This is a genomic window from Variovorax sp. 770b2 (assembly GCF_900115685.1).
GTDB lineage: Bacteria > Pseudomonadota > Gammaproteobacteria > Burkholderiales > Burkholderiaceae_C > Variovorax.
This window is the reverse complement of record NZ_FOXJ01000003.1, coordinates 59,385-72,855: the sequence shown is the minus strand read 5'-3', so window position 1 is coordinate 72,855 and position 13,471 is coordinate 59,385. Positions and strand designations below refer to the sequence as shown.

At 70.7% G+C, this 13,471-nt stretch carries 13 protein-coding genes; 5 read left to right on the top strand and 8 right to left on the bottom strand.

The features are described 5' to 3' along the window. Window positions 1-20 precede the first annotated feature (20 nt). Entirely contained in the window at window positions 21-1,241 is a 1,221-nt protein-coding gene (locus tag BM133_RS19580) for a helix-turn-helix domain-containing protein (RefSeq protein WP_093437304.1), read from the bottom strand. Window positions 1,242-1,331: 90 nt separating this feature from the next. Here BM133_RS19580 and BM133_RS19575 point away from each other — a divergent pair, with 90 nt between their 5' ends. Next, entirely contained in the window at window positions 1,332-1,697 is a 366-nt protein-coding gene (locus BM133_RS19575) for a hypothetical protein (RefSeq protein WP_093437302.1), read from the top strand. A gap of 31 nt (window positions 1,698-1,728) precedes the next feature. On the opposite strand, the gene BM133_RS19570 is transcribed toward BM133_RS19575, so the two are convergent. Then, on the bottom strand, window positions 1,729-2,700 hold the full coding sequence (locus tag BM133_RS19570; protein ID WP_093437299.1) for a LysR family transcriptional regulator: 972 nt from the start codon (window positions 2,698-2,700) through the stop codon (window positions 1,729-1,731). Between the two features lie 200 nt (window positions 2,701-2,900). Between BM133_RS19570 and paoA the strand changes: the two genes are divergently transcribed. Genes paoA through BM133_RS19550 form a run of 4 tightly spaced genes read left to right on the top strand, consistent with a single transcriptional unit; the run spans window position 2,901 to window position 7,173 of the window. Then, on the top strand, window positions 2,901-3,557 hold the full coding sequence (gene paoA, locus BM133_RS19565) for an aldehyde dehydrogenase iron-sulfur subunit PaoA (RefSeq protein ID WP_093437297.1): 657 nt from the start codon (window positions 2,901-2,903) through the stop codon (window positions 3,555-3,557). Continuing rightward, a complete protein-coding gene (locus BM133_RS19560; protein ID WP_093437294.1) occupies window positions 3,554-4,513 on the top strand; it encodes an FAD binding domain-containing protein in 960 nt (319 codons plus the stop codon). Before paoA ends, BM133_RS19560 begins: the two co-directional genes overlap by 4 nt. A 3-nt stretch (window positions 4,514-4,516) precedes the next feature. Next, window positions 4,517-6,715: an aldehyde oxidoreductase molybdenum-binding subunit PaoC gene (gene paoC / locus BM133_RS19555; RefSeq protein WP_093437292.1), complete on the top strand. Its 2,199-nt coding sequence runs from the start codon at window positions 4,517-4,519 to the stop codon at window positions 6,713-6,715. Between the two features lie 59 nt (window positions 6,716-6,774). Continuing rightward, window positions 6,775-7,173 carry a nuclear transport factor 2 family protein gene (locus BM133_RS19550; protein ID WP_093437290.1) on the top strand — a complete coding sequence of 133 codons (399 nt, stop codon included), beginning with the start codon at window positions 6,775-6,777 and terminating at the stop codon, window positions 7,171-7,173. Between the two features lie 9 nt (window positions 7,174-7,182). Here the strand turns inward: BM133_RS19550 and BM133_RS19545 are convergent, their stop codons facing one another. From BM133_RS19545 to BM133_RS19520, 6 genes are read right to left on the bottom strand one after another with little or no spacing between them, the layout of a single operon-like run. After that, entirely contained in the window at window positions 7,183-7,647 is a 465-nt protein-coding gene (locus tag BM133_RS19545) for a GNAT family N-acetyltransferase (protein ID WP_093437287.1), read from the bottom strand. Window positions 7,648-7,699: 52 nt separating this feature from the next. Beyond that, window positions 7,700-8,701, bottom strand: a complete 1,002-nt coding sequence (locus tag BM133_RS19540; protein WP_093437285.1) for a CobW family GTP-binding protein — start codon at window positions 8,699-8,701, stop codon at window positions 7,700-7,702. After that, window positions 8,698-10,428: an amidohydrolase gene (locus tag BM133_RS19535; RefSeq protein WP_093437282.1), complete on the bottom strand. Its 1,731-nt coding sequence runs from the start codon at window positions 10,426-10,428 to the stop codon at window positions 8,698-8,700. Before BM133_RS19535 ends, BM133_RS19540 begins: the two co-directional genes overlap by 4 nt. Continuing rightward, a complete protein-coding gene (locus BM133_RS19530; RefSeq protein WP_093437280.1) occupies window positions 10,425-11,462 on the bottom strand; it encodes an ABC transporter ATP-binding protein in 1,038 nt (345 codons plus the stop codon). The genes BM133_RS19535 and BM133_RS19530 overlap by 4 nt, the downstream gene beginning before the upstream one ends. Then, complete coding sequence (locus BM133_RS19525) at window positions 11,459-12,544, bottom strand: ABC transporter ATP-binding protein (protein ID WP_218158390.1); 1,086 nt, start codon at window positions 12,542-12,544, stop codon at window positions 11,459-11,461. The genes BM133_RS19530 and BM133_RS19525 overlap by 4 nt, the downstream gene beginning before the upstream one ends. Next, on the bottom strand, window positions 12,544-13,464 hold the full coding sequence (locus BM133_RS19520) for an ABC transporter permease (RefSeq protein ID WP_093438205.1): 921 nt from the start codon (window positions 13,462-13,464) through the stop codon (window positions 12,544-12,546). Before BM133_RS19520 ends, BM133_RS19525 begins: the two co-directional genes overlap by 1 nt. Window positions 13,465-13,471 lie beyond the last annotated feature (7 nt).

Genomic DNA, 13,471 nt, shown 5'->3' with positions numbered 1-13,471 from the left:
TCGGCGCCCTGGAGACAACTTTAGGCAATCGGCAGCGAAGAGGGGAGTAACAAGATCGTCGTGAATCCCGCGAGCGGCGGCGCGAGCCAGCGCTGCGCCCGCGCCCGCCCGTTGGCGCGCACGCGCCCCTCGGCCTCCAGTTCGGCGAGCGCGCGCTGCACGGTGCGCTGGCTGGCCCCCAGCGCGAGCGCCAGGGCCGAGGTCGACCACGCCGCGCCGTCCGAGAGCAGCGCCACCAGCGAGGCCTGCTCGCCATCGATGGGCGGCGCGAGCAGCACCACCTCGCGCCCGTCGCGCGGCTTGAGCGCGAAGCCGCGCGCGGTGGCCTCGATGCCGGCCTCCGCCGCGACCAGCGCGCGCAGCCGGCCGATCTCCACGCGCAGGCGCGCGCGCAGCGTCTCGTCGGGGTGGCGGGTGTTGAAGGCGTAGGCGATCAGCGCTTCGCGTTCGACATCGCCGGGCCATGCCTCCGCGAGCGCGCGCGCCAGTGCGAAGAGCACCGGCCGGCGCGCGAGCGGCCGCCACGCATCGCCGGCGCCCACGCCGCGGCGGCAGGCATCGACCACCAATGCGTCCGAGGCCAGCAGCGCCGCGACCTCATCGAGCCGCAGCGCCTGTTCGCCACCGGGAAAGAGCCGCCGCGCCGCGGGGCGGTCGAGCGCGGCCTGCGCTTCCGCCACCTCGGCCGCGAGCGCCGGCACGCGGGCGCGTCCGGCCGCCTCGTGCGCGCGGGCGAGTGCAGCCCGCGCGGGGCCGAGGCGCAGCGAGCGCAACGCGAGCTCCGCCGCGGTGAGTTCGGCCACGGCAGCGAGCGCCGGCGACAGCGCCTGGCCATCGAGCAGCGCCAGCGCGGCGGCGGCTTCATCGAGGCGCCCGATGAGCAGCAGCCGGCGCGCCGCGATGAGCCGCGCCTGCCGCGCGTTGGCGAAATCGTCGTGCGCTTCCAGCGTGGCCGCGGCCGCCGCGAGCGCACGCGGCGTGCCGCCGAAATCGCGCATGGCCATCGCCACCTCGGCCTCGGCGACCACGCAGCGCGCACGCGCGAGTTCTTCGTGCGCGCCGAAGGCCCGCGCGGCGCGGCGCAGCAACTCGCGGGCGCGCGGGTGTTCGCCCAGCTGCGCCATGGCGATGCCGCGCAGCGCCAGCGCGGGCGGATCGTCGCGCAGCGCAACGCGCTTGAGGGCGCCGAGCGCATCCCCTGCGGCGAGGGCGCGTGCGGAGGCGGCGATGAGGGAATCCATGGGCGCCGAGGCTACACCGGCTCATGGGCGGGCCCTCACGCTTCCTCCTGTCCTACAGGCGTCTGGCCGCGCGACCCCCAGGATCGCCCCATGAGCAAACTGATCCTTGCGCGCCCGCGTGCGGCCGCCTTCTTTGGAGGCTGCGCAGTCTTCGCAGTCTGCACCGCCGCTATCGCCGAACCCGTGAAGGTGCCCGTCGACAGCAACGACAAGGGCACCGTCTACATCGCCCCCAACGTCAACTCGACCGAAACCTCGGCCTACACCAAGGGCGCGACGGTCGGCGTGGAGCGGCCCGACGGCAGCGGCACCTACATCGGCACCGACACCTCCATGCCGCGGCCCGTCTACTCGCTCGGCGCGAGCACCGGCGGAAGCACGTCGTTCAACGGCGGCGTGACCTCCGACGGCAAGGCCAACAACGGGGTGAAGGCCGGCGTCACCATCAAGTACTGACGCGGCAGGCGCGAAGGACGTTGCGATGGCCTCACTGTCTCGCGAACGCCTTGCGCCCCTTGGTCTCCGCCGCCTGCAACTCCTTGGCCGTCAGCACGTAGGCCGTGTTGTCCACCAGCCGCCGCACCGCGAGTTCGATGAAGGCCTTCGCCCGCGCGGGCTGCGCGGCGCGGCTGCCGTAGTACACGAAGGTGCTGGAGTGGTCGTCCACGTGCCGCGTCAGGAGCGGCACCAGGCGCCCCTCGCGGATGTGGGTCGCGGCGATCACGCCGGTCATCAGCCCGAGCACATGGCCGGCCAGCACGGCTTCGGTCTCCAGCGCCTCGTCGTTGATGCACAGCGCGGGCACCACGTGGTGCTCGATGCGCGCGCCTTCCACCTTCACATACCAGGGCAGGACCCGGCCGGTGCCCGGGTGCCGAAAGGCGCTGCAGCGGTGCGCGGCGAGCGCGTTCAGGCTGTCCGGCGCGCCATGCTGTTGCAGATATGCCGGTGCCGCGCAGATGATGAGCTGCGACGGAAAGAGCCGCCGCGCAATGACGCCTTCGGCCGTCGACTGCCCCACCCGAAACCCCACGTCCACGCGGTCTTCCACCCAGTTGCCGATGCGGTCGTCCAGCTGCACGTCGGGCTGCACCCCGGGGTGCGCGCGGCAGAACTCGTCCAGCAGCGGCCACAGCACGGGCGCGAAGGTCGAGCGGGGCCCCACGATGCGCAGCGGCCCCGCGATCTCGTCCTTGGCCTGCCGCGCCATGTGCAGCGCGCGCTGCAGGCCCACGAGCGCGGGCTGCGCAGCTTCGAGAAACTGCCGGCCCTCGTCGGTGAGCGAGAGGCTGCGCGTCGTGCGGTGAAAGAGCCGCACGCCCAGGTGCTGCTCCAGCTGGGCCAGCGCCTGGCTCGCCGCTTGCGGCGTGATGCCTTGTGCCACGGCCGCCTGGCGCAGGCTGCCGAGCTCGGCGGTCTTGGCGAAGGTGGCGATGGAACGCAGTTCGTTGATGGGCATGGGATGCTCCTTTCGACCTACTCATTATCAAGAGCAACTTGCCAGTCCTTCAAGGCCGGAGGGGCTATTCGCATGCCTGGCAGAAACCTAAAGTGAGTTCACGGGCCGGCGCTGCGGGCGACGGCCGTTCTTCCCTGCGCGCGGACTCGCTCCCGCTGCGGCGCGCGCCTCCCCCCGATGAAACAAGGAGCGAAAGCGACATGACCACGACGACGCCCGACAAATTCACCATCTCCCGACGCGGCCTCCTCAAGACCGGTGCCGCGGCCGCCTCGGTGCCCGCATTCACCGCCGCACCCGCAGTGGCCGCGCCGGCTCCGGCGCCCGGCGGCGCGGCGCTCGCCCGCGTGACGCTCGTGGTCAACGGCAAGACGCAGCGCCTGTCGCTGGACACGCGCACCACCTTGCTCGATGCGCTGCGCGAACACCTGCACCTCACCGGCACCAAGAAGGGCTGCGACCACGGCCAGTGCGGCGCCTGCACCGTGATGCTCGACGGCCGGCGCATCAACTCGTGCCTCACGCTGGCGGTGATGCACGAGGGCGCGAAGGTGACCACCATCGAAGGCCTGGGCGCACCCGGCCGCATGCACCCGATGCAGGCCGCGTTCGTCAAGCACGACGGCTACCAGTGCGGCTACTGCACGCCGGGGCAGATCTGTTCGGCCGTGGGCATGCTGGGCGAAATCGCGCAGGGCGTTCCGAGCCATGTGAGCGCCGACCTCACGGCCAGGCCGCAGCTCTCCACCGTCGAGTTTCGCGAGCGCATGAGCGGCAACATCTGTCGATGCGGGGCCTACAGCAACATCGTCGAAGCGATCTCTGAAGTTGCGGGCGTGGCGGGGGTGAAAGCATGAGAGCCTTTACCTACGAGCGGGCCACGTCGCCCGCGCAGGCCGTCTCGGCCGCGGCACGCACACCGGGCGCACGCTTCATCGCAGGCGGCACCAACCTGCTGGACCTCATGAAGCTGGAGATCGAGACGCCCGGCCACCTGATCGACGTCAACGGCCTGGGCTTCGACAAGGTCGAGAGCACACCGAACGGGGGCCTGCGCATCGGCGCGCTGGTGCGCAACACCGACCTCGCCGCGAACGAGCGCGTGCGGCGCGACTACGGCGTGCTCTCGCGCGCGCTGCTCGCGGGCGCATCGGCCCAACTGCGCAACAAGGCGACCACCGCGGGCAACCTGCTGCAGCGCACGCGCTGCCCGTACTTCTACGACACCAACCAGCCGTGCAACAAACGTCAGCCCGGCAGCGGCTGCTCGGCCATCGGCGGGTTCAGCCGCCAGCACGCGGTGATCGGCGCGAGCGAGGCCTGCATCGCCACGCAGCCCAGCGACATGGCCGTCGCGATGCGCGTGCTCGATGCGGGCGTGGAGACGGTGCGCGCCGATGGCTCGCGCCGCACGATTCCGATTGCCGACTTTCATACGCTGCCCGGCGCCACGCCGCAGGTCGAGACCGCGCTCGCGCCCGGCGAGCTCATCACGGCAGTCACGCTGCCGGCGCCCGTGGGCGGCAAGCACGTCTATCACAAGGTGCGCGATCGCGCGTCGTATGCGTTCGCGCTGGTCTCGGTCGCCGCGATCGTGCAGCGCGACGGCTCGGGCCGCGTCGCGCTCGGCGGCGTGGCGCACCGGCCGTGGCGCGTCGAGGCGGCCGAGCGCGAGCTGCCCCGCGGCGCAGCGGCCGCCACCGCCGTGCTGCTGGCCGGCGCCCGACCGACCGAACAGAACGCCTTCAAGGTGACGCTGGTCGAACGCACCCTCGATGCGGTGCTGGCAGATGCCAAAGAAGCCAGGAGCTGAGCGATGAAATTCGACACACCCGCCACCACCAACCCGATCGACCAGCTCAAGGTCGTCGGCCAGCCGCTGGACCGCATCGACGGCGCGCTCAAGACCACGGGCACCGCGCCCTATGCCTACGAACGCCACGACGTCGCGCCCGATGCGGCCTACGGCTACATCGTCGGCGCTGCCATCGCCAAGGGCCGCATCGTCGCCATCGACCAGGCCCGCGCGCGGGCCGCGCCCGGCGTGATCGCCATCGTCACCGCCGAGAACGCGGGCAAGCTGGGCAAGGGCAACTTCAACACCGCGCGGCTCCTGGCCGGCCCCACGGTCGAGCACTACCACCAGGCCGTCGCGCTCGTGGTGGCCGAGACCTTCGAGCAGGCGCGCGCCGCCGCGCAACTGCTGCGCGTGGAGTACGCCCGCGCGGAAGGCGATTTCGACCTGGCCGGCGCGAAGGCATCGACCGACAAGCGCACCACCGACAGCAACAAGACCGTCGGCGATTTCGCGGGCGCCTTCGGCACGGCCGAGGTGAAGCTGGACGAGACCTACACCACGCCCGACCACTCGCACGCGATGATGGAGCCGATGGCCTCCACCGCCGCATGGCGCGGCGACAAGGTGGTGGTGTGGACGTCGAACCAGATGATCGACTGGACCCGCACCGACCTTGCGGCCACGCTGGGCATTCCGAAGGACAACGTGCGCCTGGTCTCGCCGTTCATCGGCGGCGGCTTCGGCGCCAAGCTGTTCCTGCGCGCCGACACGCTGCTGGCGGCGGTCGGCGCCCGCATCGCGCGGCGGCCGGTGAAGGTGGCGCTGCAGCGGCCGCTGGTGGCCAACAACACCACGCACCGGCCGGCGACCATCCAGCGCATCCGCATCGGCGCCACGCGGCAGGGAAAGATCACCGCCATCGGGCACGAAAGCTGGTCGGGCAACCTCGTCGGCGGCAAGCCCGAGAACGCGGTGCAGCAGACCCAGCTGCTCTATGCCGGCGAGAACCGCCTGACGGGCACCCGGCTCGCCTCGCTCGACCTGCCCGAAGGCAATGCGATGCGCGCGCCGGGCGAGGCGCCGGGCCTGATGGCGCTGGAGATCGCCATCGACGAGCTGGCCGAGAAGCTCGGCATGGACCCGGTGGAATTGCGCGTGCTCAACGACACGCAGGTGGACCCCGCCAACCCGAACCGCCGCTTCTCGCAGCGCCGCCTCATCGAGTGCCTGCGCACCGGCGCGCAGCGCTTCGAATGGGCGCAGCGCAACGCGAAACCGGCGCAGCGGCGCGAAGGCCGATGGTGGATCGGCACGGGCCTGGCAGCCGCCTTCCGCAACAACCAGGTCATGAAATCGGGCGCCCGCGTGCGGCTCGACGGGCGCGGCGTGGTCACGGTGGAAACCGACATGACGGACATCGGCACCGGCAGCTACACCATCATTGCGCAGACGGCCGCCGAGATGATGGGCGTGCCGATCGACAAGGTGGTGGTGCGCCTCGGAGACTCGTCGTTCCCGGTGTCCGCGGGCTCGGGCGGGCAGTGGGGGGCCAACAGCGCGACCGCGGGCGTGTACGCCGCGTGCGTGAAGCTGCGCGAGGCCGTAGCGCAGCGCGCGGGGCTCGATGCGGCCACCGCGAGCTTCGCGGACGGCATGGTCCGCGCCGGTGGACGGAACGTGTCGCTTGCTTCAGTGGCGGGCGAGGGCGGCCTCGTGGTCGAGGACACGATGGAGTTCGGCGACCTCGCCAAGCAGTACCAGCAGTCCACCTTCGGCGCGCATTTCGTCGAGGTGGCCGTGGACGCCTACACCGCCGAAGTGCGCGTGCGGCGCATGCTCGCCGTGTGCGCGGCGGGGCGCATCCTGAACCCCAAGTCGGCGCGCAGCCAGGTCATCGGCGGCATGACGATGGGCGTGGGCGCGGCGCTGATGGAAGAGCTCGCGGTCGACAAGCGCCTGGGCTACTTCGTCAACCACGACCTGGCTGGCTACGAGGTGCCGGTGCATGCCGACATTCCGCACCAGGAGGTGATCTTCCTGGACGAGACCGACCCGATGTCCTCGCCGATGAAGGCCAAGGGCGTGGGCGAACTGGGCATCTGCGGCGTCGGCGCGGCGGTGGCGAACGCCATCTACAACGCGACCGGCGTGCGGGTGCGCGACTACCCGGTCACGCTGGACAAGCTGCTGGGGCGCATGCCGTCGCAGGCAATCTGAAGCTGCAGCGCGGGGCCTGCGACTAGACTGCCGTGCATCACTGCATGAGGAGACCCTTGATGGCTATCGACACCCTCGCCACCTGGCACCGGCTCGTCAAAGAGCGCGACGTGAAGGGCCTCGACGCCCTGTTGGACGACAGCGCCGTCTTCCTCTCGCCCGTGGTGCACAAGCCGCAACTGGGCAAGGCCATCACCGCCAAGTACCTGGGCGCGGCCTTCCACGTCTTCTTCAACGAGACCTTCCGCTATGTGCGCGAGCTCAAGGGCGAGCGCGATGCGGTGCTCGAATTCGAGGTCGAGATCGACGGCCTCTCGGTCAACGGCGTGGACATGATCAAGTGGAACGACGCGGGACGAATCACCGAGTTCAAGGTGATGCTCCGCCCGCTGAAGGCCGTGAACCTCATCCACGAGAAGATGGGCGCGATGCTGCAGGCCGCATCGTCGCTGTCGTAACCCGAAGCCTCAGACCAGCGTGCCGTACACGATGAACCCGTCGTGCGTGGCCACCTTGTCGTAGAGCGTGCGCCCGGCCGTGTTGGTCACATGCGTCTGCCAGTAGACGCGGTGGCCGCCCACGCGCTTCACGTGCGCATACACGCCCTGGATCAATTGGCGACCAACACCCTGGCCGCGCTCCGATGACAGCGTGTAGAGGTCCGACAGGTAGCAGGTCGGCTCGATGCGCGTCATGCTGCGGTGAAAGACGTAGTGCGTGAGCCCCACGAGTTGCCCGTCGCGCTCCGCCACGAGCGCATGCACGGGTTCGTAGGCATCGAAGAAGCGCTGCCACGTGACCTGCGTGATCTCATCGGGCAATGCGGTCGGGCCTTCGCGTCCGTAGAAGGCGTTGTAGCCGTCCCAGAGCGGCTTCCAGCCTGCGTAGTCTTCGGGCACCGGTGGGCGGATGAGAAGGGAAGAAGTCGTCATGCGTCGGTTGCCTGCACGTTGGAAAAACGTGCGATTGCAACACGACCCGGGCTCAGCGCAGGAAGAAATCGTTCAACGCCGCATCGGGAAGCCGCCCGCGCAGCCCGATCGCCACCACGGCCGCGCATGCGTCGTCCGGCGCCGCGGCCTTGCGCAGCGAACCGTGGCGGCCCGCAAACTGCACCTGCGACCACTCGTCGCCGCCCGCGCCGTGGCCGGTTCGCAGCACGCCCTTGAGCCGCAGCACGCCGGGCGGCACTTCGCGCAGCCAGGCGCGCAACGCGGCGGCGGGAATGACCGCCTCGGGCTGCGCGCTCCAGGTGGTGAACAGCGCGCCGTGGTCCGGCGCGTGGTCGTGGTCGTGGGAGTCAGGGTGATCGCCATGATCGTGGGGGTGGCAGTCGGGCCCGCAGGCATGGCCGGCCTCGCGCGCAGACGCAGACGCAGGCAGCAGCGGGCCCGTCAGCAGCGACAGCGGCACCGTCGACTGCGAGGTCTGGATGCACGGCGTGCCGGGTGCGGTGGCTTCCACCCAGGCCCGTGCCTCGGCCAGGGCGGCCTCGCTGGCCAGGTCGATCTTGTTGACCACCACCAGGTCGGCCGATCTCAACTGCCGCGCCAGCGTGTCCGCCAGCAGCGGGTCGCGCGACTGCCTCGCCGCGGCGCTGGCGTCGACCAGCACGATCACGCCTTCCAGGCTCAGCTCCGGCGCGGCCATGCCGATCTGCGCGATGCGCCAGGGGTCCGACACGCCGCTGGCCTCGATCACCACCGCGTCGAACGGCGTCTTCGCCTCGATCACCTGCACCAGCGCGCGCCCCAGGTCGTCGCCGATCTGGCAGCACACGCAGCCATTGGTGAGCGCGACGGTATCGCCGTGCGTGGCGGCGATGAGGCCCGCGTCGATGTTGAGCGCGCCGAAGTCGTTCACCAGCACCGCCATGCGCAGGCCCTTCGCCTCGCGCAGCCAGCGGTTGAGCAGCGTGGTCTTGCCCGCGCCCAGGAAGCCGCCGATGACGGTGAGGGGCAGGCGCTTCTCGTGTGCCGTGGTCACGCGGTTTTCGACCCCTCTGTCGGGTTCTCTGCCGGTCCCTGCGCCAGGCCCCTCTGCGCCTGGAACACCCGGCCCGACAGCACGGTGCCCCACACGCGTGCGTCCTTCAAGGCCATCGGGTCCAGTGCGAGCGGGTCGTCTTCCAGCACGCAGAAGTCGGCCCGCTTGCCGCACTCGATGCTGCCGATCTCGTGGTCCAGCTTCAGCGTCCATGCCGCGCCGAGCGTGATGGCGCGCAGCGCCTGTCCCACCGTGATGCGCTCGGCCTCGCCCAGCAGCCGGCCCTTGGGCGTGATGCGGTTCACCGCGCACCATGCGGTGAAGAGCGGCCCGAGCGGGGTGACCGGCGCGTCCGAGTGGATGGCCAGCGGCACGCCCGCGGCCAGCGCGCTGCCGCAGGCATCCAGCCGGTTGGCGCGGTCGGGGCCCATGGTCATCTCGTAGTGCTGGTCGCCCCAATACCAGATGTGGTTGGCGAAGAGGTTCGCGCACAGGCCCAGCGAGGCCATGCGGCGGAACAGCGGCGCATCGATCATCTGGCCGTGCTGCAGCGTGTGGCGGTGGTCGGGCCGCGGCGCGAGCGCCAGCACGCGCCCGATGGCATCGATCGCCACCTCGCTGGCCTCGTCGCCGTTGGTGTGCGTGTGGATGGTGAGGCCGGCGCGGTGGTAGGTCTCGAAGTCGGCCTCGTACTGCGCGGGCGCCGTGACCCAGATGCCGTTGGGCGCACCGTTGAAATGCCCCGGCCAGCGCAGCCGCGCCGAAAAGCCCTGGATCGAGCCGTCCAGCATCATCTTCACCAGGCCGTAGCGCAGGCGGTCGGTGTTGCGCGGCACGAGGCTCTTCACATGCGCCGCGCCCAGCGCTGCGCCGTGCGTGCCGTGAAAGGCCTGGAACGCGGGCAGGATGCGCACGCCGAAGCCCTCGTCGCCGGTGGTCTTCTCCAGCACGCCGCAGTCCTCGGGCGTGAGCTTGTTGACCAGGTCGGTCGCGGTGGTCACGCCCTGCAGGCAGGCCAGCTTCGCGAAGGAGCGCACGCCGGCCTCGGTCATCGGCGCGAGCAGGCCGGCGTTGCCGATCTTGCGCAGCACCAGGAACATGGCGGCCGGCTCCTGCAGCTCGCCGGTGGGTTCGCCCTGGCTCGTGCCCTCCGGGAACTTGACGACGCCTTCCACTTCGTTGTCGCGCGTGATCTGGGCTATGCGCAGCATCGCGGTGTTCACGTTCATCAGGTGGCCGTTGGCATGGCCGATGACGATGGGCCGCGTGGCGCTCGCGCGGTCCACGTGCCGCACCGTCATGCGTTCGCCGCCGAAGTAGATCGGGTCGAACCCCCAGGCGACCAGCGGCTCGGTGTCGGGCACGCCGTCGGCGGTCATCTTCGCGGCGACTTCGGCAAGGCGCGCCACCACCTCGTCCATCGAGCGCAGGCCGCTCCACACCTGGCCCTCCGGGTCGCGGCGGTCGAACCAGCCGAGATACGTCCAGTCCCACATGCTGCCTTCCTTCAGGTGGCAGTGGCCTTCGACCAGGCCCGGCATCAGCACCTTGCCGGCAAAGCGTTCGTCCAGCGTGAACGCGCCCCAGGCCTGCATGTCCGCGAGCGCGCCGACGGCGAGCACGCGGCCCTCGCGCACCGCCACGTGCGTGGCGTGCGGCTGCATCGGGTTCATGGTGATGATCTTGCGAGCGGGGTAGACGGTGGTGGTTGCGTTGTTTTGACTCATGGCGACTCTGGAATCGAAAGAGGAGGGCGCGGCAGTCCATCGACGACGTCGACGCGCCTGCAGCGCACCCAATGCTCGGGCGCGACTTCGCGCAGCGGCGGCAGCTCGGCCGCGCAGGCCGGCTCGGCCACGGGGCAGCGCCCCGCGAAGCGGCAGCCCTTGGGCGGATCGATGGGGCTGGGCGGATCGCCGCTCAGCTTGATGCGGCTCGCCGCGCGGCGGCGCCCACCGCTCACCGTCGGCACCGCCGACATCAGCGCCACGCTGTACGGGTGCAGCGGCCGCGCGAAGAAGCCGCGCCGCGGCGCGCGCTCCACGATCTGGCCGAGGTACATCACTGCGATGTCGTCGCAGATGTGCTCCACCACCGCCATGTCGTGCGAGATGAAAAGATAGGTCAGCCCCAGCTCGCGCTGCAGCCGGGCGAGCAGGTTCAATATCTGCGCGCGGATCGCGATGTCCAGCGCCGACACCGGCTCGTCGCACACCACCAGCTCGGGGTTGGTGGCCAGCGCCCGCGCAATGTTGATGCGCTGGCGCTGCCCGCCCGAGAACTGGTGCGGAAACAGGTGCTGCTGCTCGGGCCGCAGGCCCACCGCCTCGAAGAGTTCGGCCACGCGGCGGGTGCGCTCGCCGGGCGTGCCGACACGCATCAGGTCCAGCGGCGCGCGCACCGCCGCGCCCGCCCGCTCGCGCGGGTTCAACGAGGAGAACGGGTCCTGGAAGATGATCTGCATGCGCGTGCGCGCCTGGCGCAACGCCTCGCCCTGCAGCGCGCCCAGGTCGGTGTCGCCCAGCTGCATGCGGCCGGAGGTGATGGGCGCGAGCCGCATCACCGCCAGTGCGGTCGTGGTCTTGCCCGAGCCCGATTCGCCGACCACCGCGAGCGTGCTGCCGCGGCGCACCGCGAACGACACGCCGTCCACCGCCTTCACCACCTCGGGCGTGCGGCCCCAGCCGACCTTGCCGCGCGGAAAGTACACCTTCAGGTCTTCGACCGCGAGCAGCGTGTCGGTCTTGCCGATGAAGGTCATGCGGCCTCCTTTGCGCGTGGGCCTTGCGCGTCGATCGCACCGATCGCACCGATCGCACCGGCCGCGCCGGCATGCAGCCAGCAGGCGGCGCCGTGCGGCACGCCCGCCGCCACCTCGCCCTCCACCGCGAACATCGGCGGCACCTCGGCCGCGCAGCGGGCCATGGCGCGCGGACAGCGCTCGCGAAAGGCGCAGCCCGTGCCCAGTTCCCAGATCGAGGGCACCACGCCTGCGATTTCCGCGAGGTCTTCGCGCGCGTCGCCATCCCATGCCGCGCTGCTGCCCAGCTCGGGCAGGCAATCGATGAGGCCGCGCGTGTAGGGGTGGCCGGGTTCGGACAGCACCTGCGCGGTGGTGCCCTGTTCGATGACGCGGCCGGCATACATCACCATCACGCGGTCGGCCATCTCGGCCACTGCGCCCATGTCGTGCGTGATGAGCATGATGGCCGTGCCCTTCTCGCGCTGCAGCTCGCGCAGCAGGTCGAAGATCTGCGCCTGCACCGTCACGTCCAGCGCGGTGGTGGGCTCGTCGGCGATCAGGATGTCGGGCCGGCAGGCCAGCGCCATGGCGATCATCACGCGCTGGCGCATGCCGCCGGAGAGCTGGTGCGGGTAGTCGTCCACACGCCGCTCGGGTGCCGGAATGCCCACCTGGCGCAGCATCTGGATGGTGCGCTCGCGGGCCTGGCGCGCGTTCATGCCGGCATGCAGCTGCAGCGATTCGCCGATCTGGTCGCCCACGGTGAACACCGGGTTCAACGAGGTCATGGGCTCCTGGAAGATCATCGAGATGCGGTTGCCGCGCACCTGGCGCATGCGCGCGTCGGTGGCCTGCACCAGGTCTTCGCCCTGGAACAGCACGCGGCCCTCGCGGATGCGCCCCGGCGGCGACGGAATGAGCCGCAGCAGCGCCAGCGCCGTCATGCTCTTGCCGCAGCCCGATTCGCCGACCACGCACAGCGTCTCGCCGGCGCGGATCTCGAAGTCGACCCCGTTGAGCACCAGCGCCTGGCCGCGGCGGGTCTTGAACTCCACGTGCAGGTCCTGCACGCGCAGCAATGCGTCGTCGTTCGTTGCCATCAGCGTTCCCTCAGCTTGGGGTTCAGGGCATCGTTCAGCCCGTCGCCGATGAGGCTGACGGCCAGCACCGTGACGAAGATTGCCGCGCCCGGAAAGGCCACGGCCCACCAGCACGAGAGCACGTACTGCCGGCTGGAGCCGATCATCAGGCCCCAGCTCATCTGGTTGGGATCGCCCAGCCCGAGGAACGACAGGCCCGCCTCGAACAGGATGGCCGCACCGATGGCCAGCGTGGCCGACACCACCAGCGGCGGCAGCGCGTTCGGCAGGATCACTTTCCAGATGATGCGTGCGTCGCGCGCGCCGATGGCCCGCTCGGCGCGCACGAACTCCAGCCCGCGGTACTTCATGAACTCGGCACGCGTGAGGCGCGCGGTGCCGGTCCAGCTGACGATGCCGATCGCCAGCGTCACCGTCACCAGCGTGGGCGAGAAGAGCGTGACCACCACCATCGCGAACAGCAGCGCGGGCAGCACCTGGAAGAACTCGGTGAGCTTCATCAGCGCCGCGTCGACCTTGCCGCCGTAGTAGCCCGCGAAGGCGCCCAGCGTGATGCCGATCGCCACCGACAGCAGCGCGGCCACCGCGCCCACCAGCAGCGTGGCGCGCCCGCCGTAGATGAGCGCGGTGAGCACGTCGCGCCCCAGGTAGTCGCTGCCCAGCCACGCGTCTTCGCTGAAGGGCGGCGTGAGCGGCGCGGTCCTGATCTCGAACGGGTCGGCCGGATAGAGCCAGGGCCCGGCGATGGCCGCGACCAGCACCAGCACCAGCATGACCATGCCGGCGATGGCGGCGGGGTTGCGCAGGAACATGCGCATCGCCTCCATGCCCGGGTGCTCCACCGGCACGGCGGGCGAGGCGCTGGAGGCCTTGGAAGATGCTGCGGCAACGGAGGGCATCGTGATCACCTTGCTTGACATGCTCGCC